The organism is Anaeromyxobacter sp. Fw109-5, assembly GCF_000017505.1.
GTDB lineage: Bacteria > Myxococcota > Myxococcia > Myxococcales > Anaeromyxobacteraceae > Anaeromyxobacter.
This window is the reverse complement of record NC_009675.1, coordinates 3,444,889-3,457,253: the sequence shown is the minus strand read 5'-3', so window position 1 is coordinate 3,457,253 and position 12,365 is coordinate 3,444,889. Positions and strand designations below refer to the sequence as shown.

At 72.4% G+C, this 12,365-nt stretch carries 13 protein-coding genes; 3 read left to right on the top strand and 10 right to left on the bottom strand.

Annotation, left to right across the window (positions count from 1 at the left end):
• Positions 1-63: 63 nt before the first annotated feature.
• Positions 64-675 (bottom strand): TetR/AcrR family transcriptional regulator, encoded by a 612-nt coding sequence (locus ANAE109_RS23570; RefSeq protein WP_012097788.1) that lies wholly within the window; start codon positions 673-675, stop codon positions 64-66.
• Positions 676-838: 163 nt separating this feature from the next.
• Here ANAE109_RS23570 and ANAE109_RS15275 point away from each other — a divergent pair, with 163 nt between their 5' ends.
• Complete coding sequence (locus ANAE109_RS15275) at positions 839-1,228, top strand: hypothetical protein (protein WP_012097787.1); 390 nt, start codon at positions 839-841, stop codon at positions 1,226-1,228.
• An 81-nt stretch (positions 1,229-1,309) separates the two neighbouring features.
• Here ANAE109_RS15275 and ANAE109_RS15270 read toward each other — a convergent pair whose 3' ends face one another.
• The 3 genes from ANAE109_RS15270 to ANAE109_RS15260 all read right to left on the bottom strand — a co-directional run bounded on the left by ANAE109_RS15270 (position 1,310) and on the right by ANAE109_RS15260 (position 4,081).
• Entirely contained in the window at positions 1,310-1,723 is a 414-nt protein-coding gene (locus ANAE109_RS15270; RefSeq protein WP_143827983.1) for a hypothetical protein, read from the bottom strand.
• Between the two features lie 5 nt (positions 1,724-1,728).
• Positions 1,729-3,252 carry a S41 family peptidase gene (locus tag ANAE109_RS15265; RefSeq protein ID WP_012097785.1) on the bottom strand — a complete coding sequence of 508 codons (1,524 nt, stop codon included), beginning with the start codon at positions 3,250-3,252 and terminating at the stop codon, positions 1,729-1,731.
• Positions 3,253-3,379: 127 nt separating this feature from the next.
• Positions 3,380-4,081 (bottom strand): HAMP domain-containing sensor histidine kinase, encoded by a 702-nt coding sequence (locus tag ANAE109_RS15260; RefSeq protein WP_012097784.1) that lies wholly within the window; start codon positions 4,079-4,081, stop codon positions 3,380-3,382.
• A gap of 280 nt (positions 4,082-4,361) precedes the next feature.
• Here ANAE109_RS15260 and ANAE109_RS15255 point away from each other — a divergent pair, with 280 nt between their 5' ends.
• On the top strand, positions 4,362-4,820 hold the full coding sequence (locus tag ANAE109_RS15255; RefSeq protein WP_012097783.1) for an ester cyclase: 459 nt from the start codon (positions 4,362-4,364) through the stop codon (positions 4,818-4,820).
• 95 nt (positions 4,821-4,915) lie between these two features.
• Here the strand turns inward: ANAE109_RS15255 and ANAE109_RS15250 are convergent, their stop codons facing one another.
• From ANAE109_RS15250 to ANAE109_RS15225, 6 genes are all read right to left on the bottom strand, one after another.
• Positions 4,916-5,968, bottom strand: a complete 1,053-nt coding sequence (locus ANAE109_RS15250) for an NAD(P)-dependent alcohol dehydrogenase (protein ID WP_012097782.1) — start codon at positions 5,966-5,968, stop codon at positions 4,916-4,918.
• A gap of 173 nt (positions 5,969-6,141) precedes the next feature.
• A complete protein-coding gene (locus ANAE109_RS15245) occupies positions 6,142-7,530 on the bottom strand; it encodes an NAD(P)(+) transhydrogenase (Re/Si-specific) subunit beta (RefSeq protein WP_012097781.1) in 1,389 nt (462 codons plus the stop codon).
• On the bottom strand, positions 7,527-7,829 hold the full coding sequence (locus ANAE109_RS15240) for an NAD(P) transhydrogenase subunit alpha (RefSeq protein ID WP_012097780.1): 303 nt from the start codon (positions 7,827-7,829) through the stop codon (positions 7,527-7,529). The genes ANAE109_RS15245 and ANAE109_RS15240 overlap by 4 nt, the downstream gene beginning before the upstream one ends.
• A gap of 11 nt (positions 7,830-7,840) precedes the next feature.
• Complete coding sequence (locus tag ANAE109_RS15235) at positions 7,841-8,938, bottom strand: Re/Si-specific NAD(P)(+) transhydrogenase subunit alpha (RefSeq protein WP_012097779.1); 1,098 nt, start codon at positions 8,936-8,938, stop codon at positions 7,841-7,843.
• A 365-nt stretch (positions 8,939-9,303) separates the two neighbouring features.
• Positions 9,304-9,726: a cyclic nucleotide-binding/CBS domain-containing protein gene (locus ANAE109_RS15230; protein ID WP_041448384.1), complete on the bottom strand. Its 423-nt coding sequence runs from the start codon at positions 9,724-9,726 to the stop codon at positions 9,304-9,306.
• 143 nt (positions 9,727-9,869) lie between these two features.
• Entirely contained in the window at positions 9,870-10,403 is a 534-nt protein-coding gene (locus ANAE109_RS15225) for a hypothetical protein (protein WP_143827982.1), read from the bottom strand.
• Positions 10,404-10,640: 237 nt separating this feature from the next.
• On the opposite strand from ANAE109_RS15225, the gene treS reads away from it, so the two are divergent.
• The gene (gene treS / locus ANAE109_RS15220; RefSeq protein ID WP_012097776.1) at positions 10,641-12,302 is read left to right on the top strand and encodes a maltose alpha-D-glucosyltransferase; all 1,662 of its coding nucleotides are present in this window, start codon (positions 10,641-10,643) and stop codon (positions 12,300-12,302) included.
• Positions 12,303-12,365 lie beyond the last annotated feature (63 nt).

The window sequence follows — 12,365 nt, the reverse complement described above, 5'->3', positions numbered from 1 at the left end:
AGCGGCGCTTAGCACGCGCCGTGGGCGCCGACAAGGCGCCGCAGTAGGGGAACGGCGGCACCGCTAGCCGCCAGCCGGACGGGCGACTCCGCGCAGGAACAGATCCACGGCGCGCGCCGAGTGGCGGGCGGGGTCCGGCATGGCCGTCGCGCCACCGAGGAGCCAGGGCAGGGTGGTCGCCTGGAGGATCCCGAGCAGGACCCGGGCGGCCTCCTCGGGCGGACAGCGCAGCCGTTCCGCCGCGCCCGAGCGCTCCAGGAACTCGGCCATCCTGCGCAGGAAGGGGAGCCGCCCTTCGTCGGGCTCGCAGCGGCGCTGCGGTCCGAGGTCGAACAGGATCCGCAGCGCCTGCCGGCGCGCGAGGACCACCTCGAGCTGACGCTCGAGGAGCAGCTCGAGCCGCTGCTCGAGCGTCAGGCCGGCGGGAAAATGTGCGTCGAAGGTGGCGCTCAGCGCCCCCGCGAGATCTTCCACGATCGCCTGGAAGATCTCGTCCTTGCTGGCGAAGTACGTGTAGAGGGAGGCGGCCGTGAACCCGGCCTCCCGGGCGATCGCCTGCATCGTCGCCTCGTGGAAGCCCGCCTCGGCGAACACCTGCTCTGCCGCCGCGATGATGTCGCGCCGGGTGTGCTCGATCTCCCGAGCGCGCCGCGCCGATTTCGTATTCGCCGCCATCGAACGCGTATTTGGCGCAGAAGGGCCGCGGTGTCAAGCACCGTCGCGAGGTCGCGAGCGCTCCCTTGCCTGCGTGGGGCGAGGCCTCCGTCGACACGAACGTTCACGGACGCGCAAAGTGCCGGACGCGAAGCGCCCCCAACCTCTTCGCGGAGGCACCGCCATGAACCGGACTCGACTTCTCCTGCTCGTCGAAGGCACGAGCTTCGTCGCCGCTGCCCTGGTCCACTTCGGCGTGCTCGCCGGCGGCTACGAGCACCAGAAGGCCGGCACCGCGGAGACCGTGATAGGGGGCGTACTCCTCGCGGCGCTCGCGCTCACCCTCGTCCGTCCGTCGTGGACGCGCGCGGCGGGCGTCGCCGCCCAGGCGTTCGCGCTCGCCGGGACGCTGGTCGGGCTGTTCACCATCGCGGTCGGCATCGGACCCCGCACCGCGCCGGACCTCGCCTATCACGCCGCGATCCTGTCGCTGCTGGCCTTCGGCCTCGTGGTCACCGCCGGCCGGCGCCCGCACCTCGGACGGCGGGCGAGGGCGCTCGCGTCGTCGCGCTGAACGACGGCGCGGCAGCGGGGCGTGATCTCCCCTGTCCCGCCGGCTCACGGCCGCGCTCCCCGGCGGCGAGGCCCGCCGGGCTCAACGGGCGCTCGCCGCGCAGCGCGTCGATTCGAGGACTGCGGCACGCCCCGTGGGCTCGTGCAGGAGCACGCAGGCGCCGCCGCGCTTCACGAGGTGGAAGCGCTCGGGAGGGGTGAGCTCGCGGCCCGCGACGGGGAGCCCCGACGCGTCCCGCAGCCGCGCCCGCTCGACGACGAGCGTGCTCGACCGGGTGAGGGCGTCGTCCGCGAGCATGACCTGCATGCCGTGGAGCGCCGCGCTCACGGCGGCGGCGAGCGCGGCGCGGCTGGCGTCGGTCGGCTCCACGATCACCGCGGGCACGTCGCGCGGCCCGGAAGGCTCCGACGGCTCCATGGATGCGGGCGCACTCGTCCGGCAACCGGCGGCGAGGAGCGCGGACGCGAGGACGAGGGCGGAACCGGTCGGGCGCATCGCGCTCATCTTTCCACGATCCGGTTCTGGCGCCAGGGCGACTTCACCACCTCACCCTCGCCCGCGAGCGCCGTCTCCGCGGTGAGCGCCGACGTCCCCCCCGCCGGGCACCGGCCGGTCGCGCGGTACGCGAGGGCGGCCGAGAGGCGCGCCTCGGCGGGATCCCCCAGCTCGTGGCCGTAGTCGTCCGGCACCGCGCACCCGGGCACGCCGGCGACGCCGCTCCCGCCGGGCACGAAGCCGTCTCCGTACTCGCCGAAGCCCTGCTCGTTCACGCCCTGGAACTGGATCGCGAAGTAGGTCGTGCCGCAGTTGTCGCGGGGCGAGAAGCCGTAGGGCTTGCCGCACGTCGCGGCGCCGATCTGGATCACCTGGACGCCGATGCCGCGCAGGCCGTTCATGACCGACTCGCTCGCCGAGCAGGTGCCCGCGCCGGTGAGCACGAACACGCGCCCGAGCCCGAGCGTGGGCAGGGCGGCGCCCGGCGGGAGCGAGAAGTCCAGGGTCGTCTCGAAGAAGGGCATCGGGGGGAGCGGCTCCCCGGTGTCGGGGTCGCGGATGTCCACCTTGTCGTTGAAGACGAGCCGCTCGAAGGCCTTCCCCGTCGTCGAGGCCGGGCCCGCGATCATGTAGGCGAGCTGGCTCGCGATGGCGAGGTAGCCGCCGCCGTTGTACCGGAGGTCGAGCACGAGGTCTCGCACCGCCGCGGTCCGGAGCTGCTCGATCGCCGCGACGAGCTGCGCCTCGGAGGTCGCCACGTGGTCGTTGAAGAGCACGTACCCGACGGTCCCGCTCGCGGTCGAGATCGTCTGGACGACCGGGACGGGGGTGCCCTCGACGGCGGTCGAGGTGACCTGCACCGTGCGGGTCCCGAGGCCGTCGCGGATCGTCAACGTGTGCACCTCGTCCGCGGTCGACGGGGCGATGCCGGCGTTCAGCGTGTCCACGTCGGTGCCGTTCGCGAGGTCCACGCCGTCCACGGCGACGAGCGCCGTGCCGCGCGCGATGCCGGCGATCTCCCCCGGCGAGTCCGGCTCCACGTACGCGGCGACGGCCTGGCGCGGCGGGTCCTGCGACAGGATCACCCACTGCACGCCGTACCCCACCTCCACGCCCGACTGCGAGAGCGCCACCCACGCGTCGGTCGGATAGGTGAAGTGGAACCGATCCTTGGGCCGCCCCGAGGCGGTCGACGCGGGCGTCTTCAGCACGTCGAAGTAGCGCGCGGGCGTCGAGTAGCCGGCGGGGTTCGCGTTCGGCACCTCTCGGTACCAGAGGTAGAGCTCGTGGATCCAGGAGCGGACCCACGCCTTCTCGTCGGCGAGCGTGCCCCGCCGATCGCGGTACGGCTCGCCCGTGGAGGGGTCGATCCCCGCCCGCGGAGCGGCGCAGCGCGCCTCGTACTGCGCGGAGGGGCCGAACGACGCGTCGTCCGAGGAGCCGCACGCGGCGGCCGCGGCCACGAGCGCGAAGGTGAGCTGGCGGAGCCCGCGACGGAGGCGCGGCGCGCCCCGCACGATGGTGCGCATGGAGGTCCCCCTCGGCTGGAGCCGGGTCGGAGGCCATGCTCGCACGGAGGGTGTGGGACGGCAAGGAGCCCGCGGCGCCGGGCGCGAGCGGGAGGGCGCCGCCCAGGGTCTCACTTGCAGAGAAGCCTCACGCCGCGCGCGCCCGCGTCGGCAGCGTGGCCCTCGCGGTCGTGCCCTTCCCCGGCGCGCTCTCGTAGCGCAACGTTCCGCCGTGACGCGCGATCGCCGCGCGCGCCAGCACCACCCCGAGGCCGGTGCCGTCCTCGCGCGTCGAGAAGAACGGCGTGCCGAGGCGCCGCAGCGTGTCGGGCGCCATCCCCCGGCCGGTGTCGCGGACCACGATCTCCGCGCCGTCAGCGCGCGCGAGCACCTCGACGACGACCTCTCCACCCCGCGGCGTGGCCTCGATGCCGTTCGAGACCAGGTTCTGGAGCGCCTCCCGCAGGCGGCGCGGATCGGCCTCGGCCGTGGCGTCCCCGCGCGTCGAGAGGCGGACCCCGGCGTCCGCCGCCCGCGCCGACAGCGCGAGCAGCGTGTCGGCGGCGAGCGGGCCGAGGGCGACGGGCGTCGGCTCGAGCTCCTCCAGCGGCCGGTAGCACGCGAGGTAGCGCTGCAGGATCTCCAGCATCCGCGCGACCTCGCGCTCGACGAGCGCCAGCCGCTCGTGGGAAGCGGCCTCCGCGGGGTTGCGCAGCCCGAGCTGGAGGAGCGCCTTCACGGCGGTGAGCGGGTTCTTGAGCTCGTGCGCCACCTTCGCCCCGAGCTGCTCGAGGTCTCGGGCGCGCGTGAGCGCCTCCCCGGCCGGCACCGTCTCGAGCCTCGTCGTCATGAGCCTCCTTCTCCTCTCGAAGCGACGTCGAACGGGAGGGCGCAGGATCGACAGGGCGACCGCCGCCGTTCGAGGGGATCCCTGGTGAAGGAGGGTGAGGGCGAGGGTTCGTGACCGGGCGAGGCGGGTGGCGAACGACCGTCCTTGCGACGGCCGGGTCCGACCGCCCCGTCGATCTCGGGGAGTCAGCGATCGCTGACCGCGCGGCGGGGACCTCCTCCGCCTACGTCAACCTCGCCTCCCCATCGCAGGGCTCTCGGGGAGGAGAAGGGAGCGAGCCATGGCCGTGGACATCAAGCAGTCTCACCGCCGGCTGTTCGAGGAGGCGTGGACGAAGGGGAACTTCGGCGTCTTCGACGAGATCTGCGATCGCGGGTACCGAGGCCACGACCCGATGACGGGTGACACGGATCTCGAGCAGACCCGCGAGACGTGCCGCATGTACCGCTCCGCGTTTCCCGACGTGAAGCCCACGTTCCTCGGCTCCTACGCCGACGGCGACACCGTCGTCACGCACTGGCGCATGACCGGCACGCACCGGGGCGCCCTCATGGGCATCGAGCCCACCGGGACGCGCTGCACCGTCGAGGGGATCTCCCTCGCGAAGTTCAAGGGCGGCAAGATCGTCGAGGAGTGGACGCAGTGGGACGGGCTCGGCTTGCTCCGCCAGCTCGGCGTCGCGCCCACGGCGCAGCCGGGCGCGGGGGCGCGCCCTCCGGAGACGCGGCCGCACGCGTGAGGGCTTCGAGACCGCGCCGGCCACGGCGGGCGTGAAGCCGGCGGCGGCCGCCGCCTCGGCCCACGCCCGCGCGCGCTCGCCCGCGCTCGGGCGGGTCACGCCCGGTCGAGGCTCGCCATGTCGATGACGAACCGGTAGCGCACGTCGCCCCGCACCATCCGGTCGTACGCCTCGTTGATCTTCTGGATGGGGATCACCTCGACGTCCGACACGATCCCGTGCTGCGCGCAGTAGTCGAGCATCTCCTGGGTCTCGGCGATGCCGCCGATGAGGGATCCGGCGAGCCGCTTGTTGCCGGAGATGAGCGAGAAGGCCGCGACGGGGGTCGGGGCCGGCGGGACGCCGAGCAGCACCATGGCGCCCTTCGGACGCAGCAGCCCGAGATGGGCGTCGTAGTCGTGCGGCGCCGAGATGGTGTCCACGATCAGGTCGAAGCGCCCGGCGAGCCGGGAGAAGGTCGAGGCCTCCTTCGTGGACGCGAACGCGTGCGCTCCCAGCCGGCGCGCGTCCGCCTCCTTCGAGGCCGACGTGCTGAGCATGGTGACCTCGGCGCCCATCGACGCGGCGAGCTTGACCGCCATGTGTCCCAGCCCGCCGAGGCCCACGACCGCGACGCGGTCGCCGGGCTTGCAGCTCCACTCGCGCAGCGGGGACCAGGTGGTGATGCCCGCGCACAGGAGCGGCGCCGCGCCGGCGGGGTCGAGGCCGGCCGGGACCTTCAGCACGAACCGCTCGTCGACGACGATCCGGCTCGAGTAGCCGCCGAACGTCGGCGTGCGCCGGTCCATCTCGGTGCCGTTGTAGGTGAACGCGGCGCCCTTCTCGCAGAACTGCTCGGTGTCGTGCCGGCACGGGCCGCACTCGCGGCACGAGTCGACCAAGCACCCCACGCCGGCGAGGTCGCCCTGGGCGAGCTTCGTGACGCCCTTCCCGACCTGCCGCACGCGACCGACGATCTCGTGGCCGGGCACCATGGGGAAGAGCCCTCCCCCCCACTCGTCGCGGGCCTGGTGGACGTCGGAGTGGCACACGCCGCAGTAGAGGACGTCGATGAGCACGTCGCGAGGTCCGGGCTCGCGCCGCTCGACGGTGAAGGGAGCGAGGGGGGCGCCGGCGGAGGCGGCGGCGTAGGCGGGGATCTTCGGCATCTTCGTACCTTTCGGAGGTTCGTTCGAGCGCGTTCGCGGGACGGCAATGTGCGCCCGTTCGCGGTGCGGGGAAACCGCCAAATCGTGCACGCGCCGTTCGGGTTCTCTTCACGTCCGCCGTCGCCCCCGGCGCGACGGGGGAGGGAGAGGGCCATCGCGGGCCCCGCCGCCTGCTAGGCCTGCTTGATCTCGTGCACCAGCTTCGCGAGCGACGCCTTGGCGTCGCCGAAGAGCATCGAGGTGTTGTCCCGGTAGAAGAGCTCGTTCTCGATGCCGGCGAAGCCCGGGTTCATGGAGCGCTTCATCACGATGACGTGCTTCGCCTCGTCCACGTTGAGGATGGGCATGCCGTAGATGGGAGAGCCCCTGTCCGTGCGGGCGGCCGGGTTCACCACGTCGTTCGCGCCGATGACGAGCGCCACGTCGGCGCCCTTGAACTCGTCGTTGATGTCGTCCATCTCCTTCAGCTTCTCGTAGGGGATGTCCGCCTCGGCGAGCAGCACGTTCATGTGCCCGGGCATGCGGCCGGCGACGGGGTGGATGGCGTAGAGCACCGTCCCGCCGTTCTTCTCGATGAGCGCCGCGAGCTCGCGGACCTGGTGCTGCGCCTGCGCGACGGCCATGCCGTAGCCCGGCACCACGATGACGAGCCGCGCGTACGCGAGCTGGATGGCCGCGTCCTCCGGAGTGATCGCGTGGACCGTGAGCTCCTGCGCCGACTTCTGCGACGCCTCGGGCGCCGCGCCGAACGCGCCGAAGAGCACGTTCGCGAACGAGCGGTTCATCGCCCGGCTCATGATGATGGAGAGGATGAAGCCGGAGGCGCCGTCGAGCGCGCCCGCGATGATGAGGACGTTGTTGCCGATCGCGAAGCCGGTCGCCGCGGAGGCGAGGCCGGCGTAGGAGTTGAGGAGCGAGATCACGACCGGCATGTCGGCCCCTCCGATGGGCAGGACGAGCGACACCCCGAACACCAGCGCGAGCGCGACCATGGCGTAGAACGCGACCGGGTGCGCCGGATCCGCGACGAGCCACGCGAACAGCGCGATCGCCACCCCGAAGATGCCGAGCGAGACGATGTTCTGGCCCTTGAACGTCACGGGCCGGGAGGGGAGCAGCTCCTGGAGCTTGCCGAACGCCATGAAGCTGCCGGTGATGGTGAGCGCGCCGAACAGCACCTCGAACCCGAGCGCGGCCATCACCGGGCGCGAGACCTCCGCGCCGTTGCCGAGGTGCCAGTACTCGGCGACGCCGACGAGCGTCGCGGCGACCGCGCCGAACATGTGCGAGATCGCGATCCGCTGGGGCATCGCGGTCATCGGCACGTACACGCCGAGCGGGTAGCCGATGAGCGAGCCGAGGACGAGGCCGGCGATGATCCACTCGTAGCGCACGATCTCGTGGTTCACGAGCGTGCCCACGATCGCGACGAGCATGCCGAGCGCGGCGAGCTGCATCCCGCGCCGGGCGCGGTCGGGGAGGGTGAGGCTGCGCAGGCCGAGGATGAAGAGGATCGAGGCGAGGAGGTAGGCGGCCTCGATGAAGACGGTACGGGGGCTCACTTGCGTTTCCCCCCGCGGTCGGTGCGCTTGAACATCTTCAGCATGCGATCCGTGATGATGAAGCCGCCGACCACGTTGATGGTCGCGCTCGTCACCGCGACGAACCCGAGGATGGTCGGCAGGGCGCCGCGATCCGCGCCCGCCATGACCAGCGAGCCGACGAGGGAGATCGCGCTGATGGCGTTCGTCGCCGACATGAGCGGCGTGTGGAGGAGGGCGGGCACGCGGGTGATGGTGAAGAACCCGACGAACCCCGCGAGCACGAAGACGTAGATCTCGATGAGCTCCAGGCCTGGCATGGAACGTCCTCCTAGACGCGGACCTGTCCGTCGTGGACGACGAGCATCGCGCCGGCGATCTCGTCCCCCGGATCGAGCGCGAGCCGGCCGTCCCTGGAGAGGTGCTGGAGGAGGGTGGTGACGTTGCGGCCGTACATCTGGCTCGCGTGAAAGGGGACCGTGGACGGGAGGTTCAGGGGGCCGAGGATCGTCACGCCGGCCTCGACGACCGTCTCGCCGGGGCGGGTGAGCTCGCAGTTCCCGCCCGCCTCCGCCGCGAGGTCCACCACCACCGAGCCCGGTCGCATCGAGCGGATCATCGCGGCGGTGAGGAGCCGCGGCGCCGGCCGCCCGGGGATCTGGGCGGTGGTGACGACGAGGTCCATGTCCTTCACGTGCGCGCCGATCGCGCCGAGGACGCGCTCCTGCTCGGACGCGGCGAGCTCCTTCGCGTATCCGCCGGCCGCCTCGGCCGCGACCTGCGGCACCTCGACGAAGGAGGCCCCGAGCGACTGGACCTGCTCCTTCACCACCGGGCGCACGTCGAAGGCGGAGACGATCGCGCCGAGCCGCCGCGCGGTCGCGAGGGCCTGCAGCCCGGCCACCCCCGCGCCGACGACGAACGTCTTCGCCGGCGCGAGCGTGCCGGCGGCGGTCGTCATCATCGGCAGGATGCGCGGCAGCGCGCTCGCGCCGAGGAGCACCGCCTTGTAGCCCGCGAGCGTCGCCTGCGAGCTGAGGGCGTCCATCGACTGCGCGCGCGTGGTGCGCGGCACCTTCTCCATCGCGAGGGCCGAGACGCGCCGCGCGGCGAGCCGCTGGAGCAGCGGGCCGCTCAGGTGCGGCGCGAGGAGGCCGACGAGGAGGGCGCCCTCCGGGAGGAGGTCCGCCTCCGCCTCGGACGGGCGCTGGACGCGCACGATCGCCTCCGCGCCGGCGAGCAGGGCGGGGCCCTCCGCGAGGGACGCGCCCGCGGCCTCGTACGCGGCGTCGACGAAGCCCGCCGCGGCCCCGGCGCCTCGCTCGATCCGGACCTCGTGCTGCTGCTTCACGAGCCGCGTCACGTTCTCCGGGACGAGCGCCACGCGGCGCTCCCCCGGCGTCGTCTCCTTCGGGACTGCGATGCGCATGATCTCCTCGAGCGCCGTCGATGAGCCCTTCCCCGCCGGGGCGCCGCAGGTCGCACGCCCGCCGGGGGAGCCTCTAACCGAGCAGCGGCCCGGCGCAAGGCTCATCGATCGAGGCGAAGGGTCGCGCGCGCGACCGGAGGAGGGGACGTGAGCGAGGAACGCAGGCCAGGGCAGGATGCGCCCGAGGTCCCGCGGGTGCCGCCGGCGCAGCCGGAGATGCCGGGACGAGGAGCGAGGCCCGGGCGCGAGGTGCCGGGGATTCCCCGCCCGCAGCCGGAGATGCCCGCCAAGCCCCCGTCGCGCCCGGAGGCGCCGCTCGATCCCAACGCGCCGGGGCAGTGAGGGGCGGCTTCCGGGGCCGGGCCTCACCCGCGCCCGGTGATGTAGCCCTGGAGCTGCTCGATCAGGTACTGCTTCTCGTCGAGCATGAGCTGGATGATGTCGCGCATCGACACCACGCCCGTCACGCGCCCGTCCTCCTCGACGAGCAGGTGGCGCGTGTAGTGGTCGCGCATGAGCGTCGCGCAGTCCGCCTCGCTCGCGCTCGCCTGGACGCGCGGCACGCCGGTCCGCATCGCCTCGCGGATGGGGAGGCTGCCGTCGCCGCCGCGCGCCAGCACGGTCGTGACGAGGTCGCGCTCGGTGACGAGGCCGAGGATGCCCTCGGGGCCCTTCACGGCCACCGAGCCGATCCGCCGCTCCGCCATGAGCTGGGCCGCCTGGCGGAGCGGGACCCCGGCGTCGAGCGCCACGATGTCGCGCGTCACGTGCTTCCGGATAGAGGCCATGCGTCGCTCCTGTTGCAGGGACTGGGAGGTGAGTAACCGCGGGTGCGGCCAAGCACCGCTGGCCCGCTGGAAAAGACGGGGCCCCGCCCGCGAGGGGCGAAACCACGACCCGCCGGGAACGAGCCCGGCGCCGCGCCTCATGATCAGAAGTGGTCGATCCGCACGGGCCACATGCCGTGCTCGATCCCGTGGTAGCGCTCCACGCACGAGGGGGCCGCGTCCGGGCGGTCCCACACCATGGGCGCGAACTGCGCGTCCACGTCCTTCCAGCGGGAGTTCGAGTGCATGGGATCGCCGAGCTTGTAGTGACCCAGCTCGTGGAGGAGCTCCGACGCCTCGAAGCAGCCGTCCGCGTCCGGCGGGACCCGCACCGAGAGGGTCTTCTCGAGGTAGTCGGTGCAGCCGTCGTTGTGCGCCGCGAGGTAGCAGGCATACTCGGCGTCGTTGCGGAACTGGATGCGCCAGCCATCGAGGTTCGAGAGGCCCCAGAACGGCAGCTCCCGATCGAGCAGCGCCGACACGCGCCGCTCGGCCTCGGCGAGGTCGGGCGGGTCCGTCTCGAACTCGACGCAGGCGTCGCGGACGTGGAAGTCGCAGCGCCACGGCTCGCAGGCGAGGCACGCCGCCGCGATCGCCGCGAACCAGATCCGCACGCCGCCCCCACACCGCGCCGCCACGTCGAAAGCTAGAGACGCGCCGCCGGCCGCGCGAACGCCCCGGCCCATCGTGGCCGGCGCCCGCGCCGGTCGGGGAGCCTCGACGCGGGCGGGATTCACGCTGGGGCAACCCGCGCGGCGGCCCGCCGGGCGTCCGCCCGCCGGGTGGCGCCGGCCGCACGCCCCGACCCGCGCGGAATCCTCCGCTTGCGGGGGCGGGGTGCGAGCTTAGAACGAGGCAGGAGGTCGGGACGGCGGATGGCAAGCTTCCAGCGAAGGCGCGGCCAGGATCCCCTCTGGTACAAGGACGCCGTCATCTACGAGACGCACGTCAAGACGTTCTACGACTCGAACGGCGACGGCATCGGCGATCTGCGCGGCCTGGTGGAGAAGCTGGACTACCTCCAGGACCTCGGCATCAACTGCCTGTGGCTCCTGCCGCTCTTCCCGTCTCCGCTCAAGGACGACGGCTACGACATCGCGGACTACCGCGGCATCCACCCGGACTACGGGACCATGGACGACTTCCGCGAGCTCGTCGCGGCGGCGCACGCGCGCGGCATCCGCGTGCTGATCGAGCTCGTGGTGAACCACACCTCCGACCAGCACCCGTGGTTCCAGCGGGCGCGGCGCGCGCCGCCCGGCTCGCCGGAGCGGGCGTTCTACGTCTGGAGCGACACCGACCAGAAGTACCCGGACGCCCGCATCATCTTCACGGACACCGAGAAGTCGAACTGGACCTGGGATCCGGAGGCGAAGCAGTACTACTGGCACCGGTTCTTCAGCCACCAGCCGGACCTCAACTTCGAGAACCCGCAGGTGCTGCGCGAGGTGCTCGACGCGCTCAGCTTCTGGGCGGAGCTCGGCGTGGACGCGTTCCGGCTCGACGCGGTGCCGTACCTCATCGAGCAGGACGGCACGAACTGCGAGAACCTGCCCCGCACGCACGAGGTCATCAAGCAGGTCCGCCGCCACGTGGACGAGCACTTCCCCGGGCGGATGCTGCTCGCCGAGGCGAACCAGTGGCCCGACGACGTCCGGCCCTACTTCGGCGAGGGCGACGAGTGCCACATGGCGTTCCACTTCCCGCTCATGCCGCGCATCTTCATGGCGCTCCGGCTGGAGGACGTGGAGCCCATCGTCGAGATCATGCGCCGCACGCCGCCCATCCCGGACACCAGCCAGTGGGCGCTCTTCCTGCGCAACCACGACGAGCTGACGCTCGAGATGGTGACGAACGACGAGCGGGACTACATGTACCTCGCGTACGGCCACGACCCGCGCATGAAGCTCAACGTCGGGATCCGGCGCCGCCTCATGCCGCTCGTGGAGAACAGCCGCCGGCGGATGGAGCTCCTGAACAGCCTGCTCTTCTCGTTCCCGGGCACCCCGGTCGTCTACTACGGCGACGAGATCGGCATGGGCGACAACATCTACCTCCACGACCGCAACGGGGTGCGCACGCCGATGCAGTGGACCCCCGATCGCAACGCGGGCTTCTCGCGCGCCGATCCGGGCCGCCTCTACAGCGCGCCGATCTCGGATCCCGTCTACGGCTACCAGGCGGTGAACGTGGAGGGGCAGTCGCGCGATCCCTCCTCGCTGCTCCACTGGATGCGCAACACCATCGCGCTCCGCAAGCTCTTCAAGGCGTTCGGGCGCGGCACGATGGAGTTCCTGCCCGTCGCGAACCGGAAGGTGCTCGCGTACGTGCGGCGCTGGGAGGAGGACGTCATCCTCTGCGTCGCGAACGTGTCCCGCTCGGCGCAGCCGGCGGAGCTCGACCTCTCCGCGCTGGAGGGCTACGTCCCCGTCGAGATGCTCGGCTACACCGAGTTCCCGCGGATCGGCAAGCTGCCCTACTTCCTCACCCTCGGCCCGTACGGCTTCTACTGGTTCGAGCTGCGCAAGCCGCATTGAGCGAACGGGGGACTGCGTCCCCCCTGCCCGGCTGGACCTTTGAAGCCCCGCTCACCCCGAGCG

Coding starts and splice junctions, on each gene's coding strand:
- ANAE109_RS15260 (WP_012097784.1), bottom strand. CDS start 4,081: ATGACGACGAGGCTCGAGACGGTGCCGGCCGGGGAGGCGCTCACGCGC.
- ANAE109_RS15255 (WP_012097783.1), top strand. CDS start 4,362: ATGGCCGTGGACATCAAGCAGTCTCACCGCCGGCTGTTCGAGGAGGCG.
- ANAE109_RS15240 (WP_012097780.1), bottom strand. CDS start 7,829: ATGCCAGGCCTGGAGCTCATCGAGATCTACGTCTTCGTGCTCGCGGGG.
- ANAE109_RS15250 (WP_012097782.1), bottom strand. CDS start 5,968: ATGCCGAAGATCCCCGCCTACGCCGCCGCCTCCGCCGGCGCCCCCCTC.
- ANAE109_RS15235 (WP_012097779.1), bottom strand. CDS start 8,938: ATGCGCATCGCAGTCCCGAAGGAGACGACGCCGGGGGAGCGCCGCGTG.
- ANAE109_RS15265 (WP_012097785.1), bottom strand. CDS start 3,252: ATGCGCACCATCGTGCGGGGCGCGCCGCGCCTCCGTCGCGGGCTCCGC.
- treS (WP_012097776.1), top strand. CDS start 10,641: ATGGCAAGCTTCCAGCGAAGGCGCGGCCAGGATCCCCTCTGGTACAAG.
- ANAE109_RS15230 (WP_041448384.1), bottom strand. CDS start 9,726: ATGGCCTCTATCCGGAAGCACGTGACGCGCGACATCGTGGCGCTCGAC.
- ANAE109_RS15270 (WP_143827983.1), bottom strand. CDS start 1,723: ATGCGCCCGACCGGTTCCGCCCTCGTCCTCGCGTCCGCGCTCCTCGCC.
- ANAE109_RS15275 (WP_012097787.1), top strand. CDS start 839: ATGAACCGGACTCGACTTCTCCTGCTCGTCGAAGGCACGAGCTTCGTC.
- ANAE109_RS23570 (WP_012097788.1), bottom strand. CDS start 675: ATGGCGGCGAATACGAAATCGGCGCGGCGCGCTCGGGAGATCGAGCAC.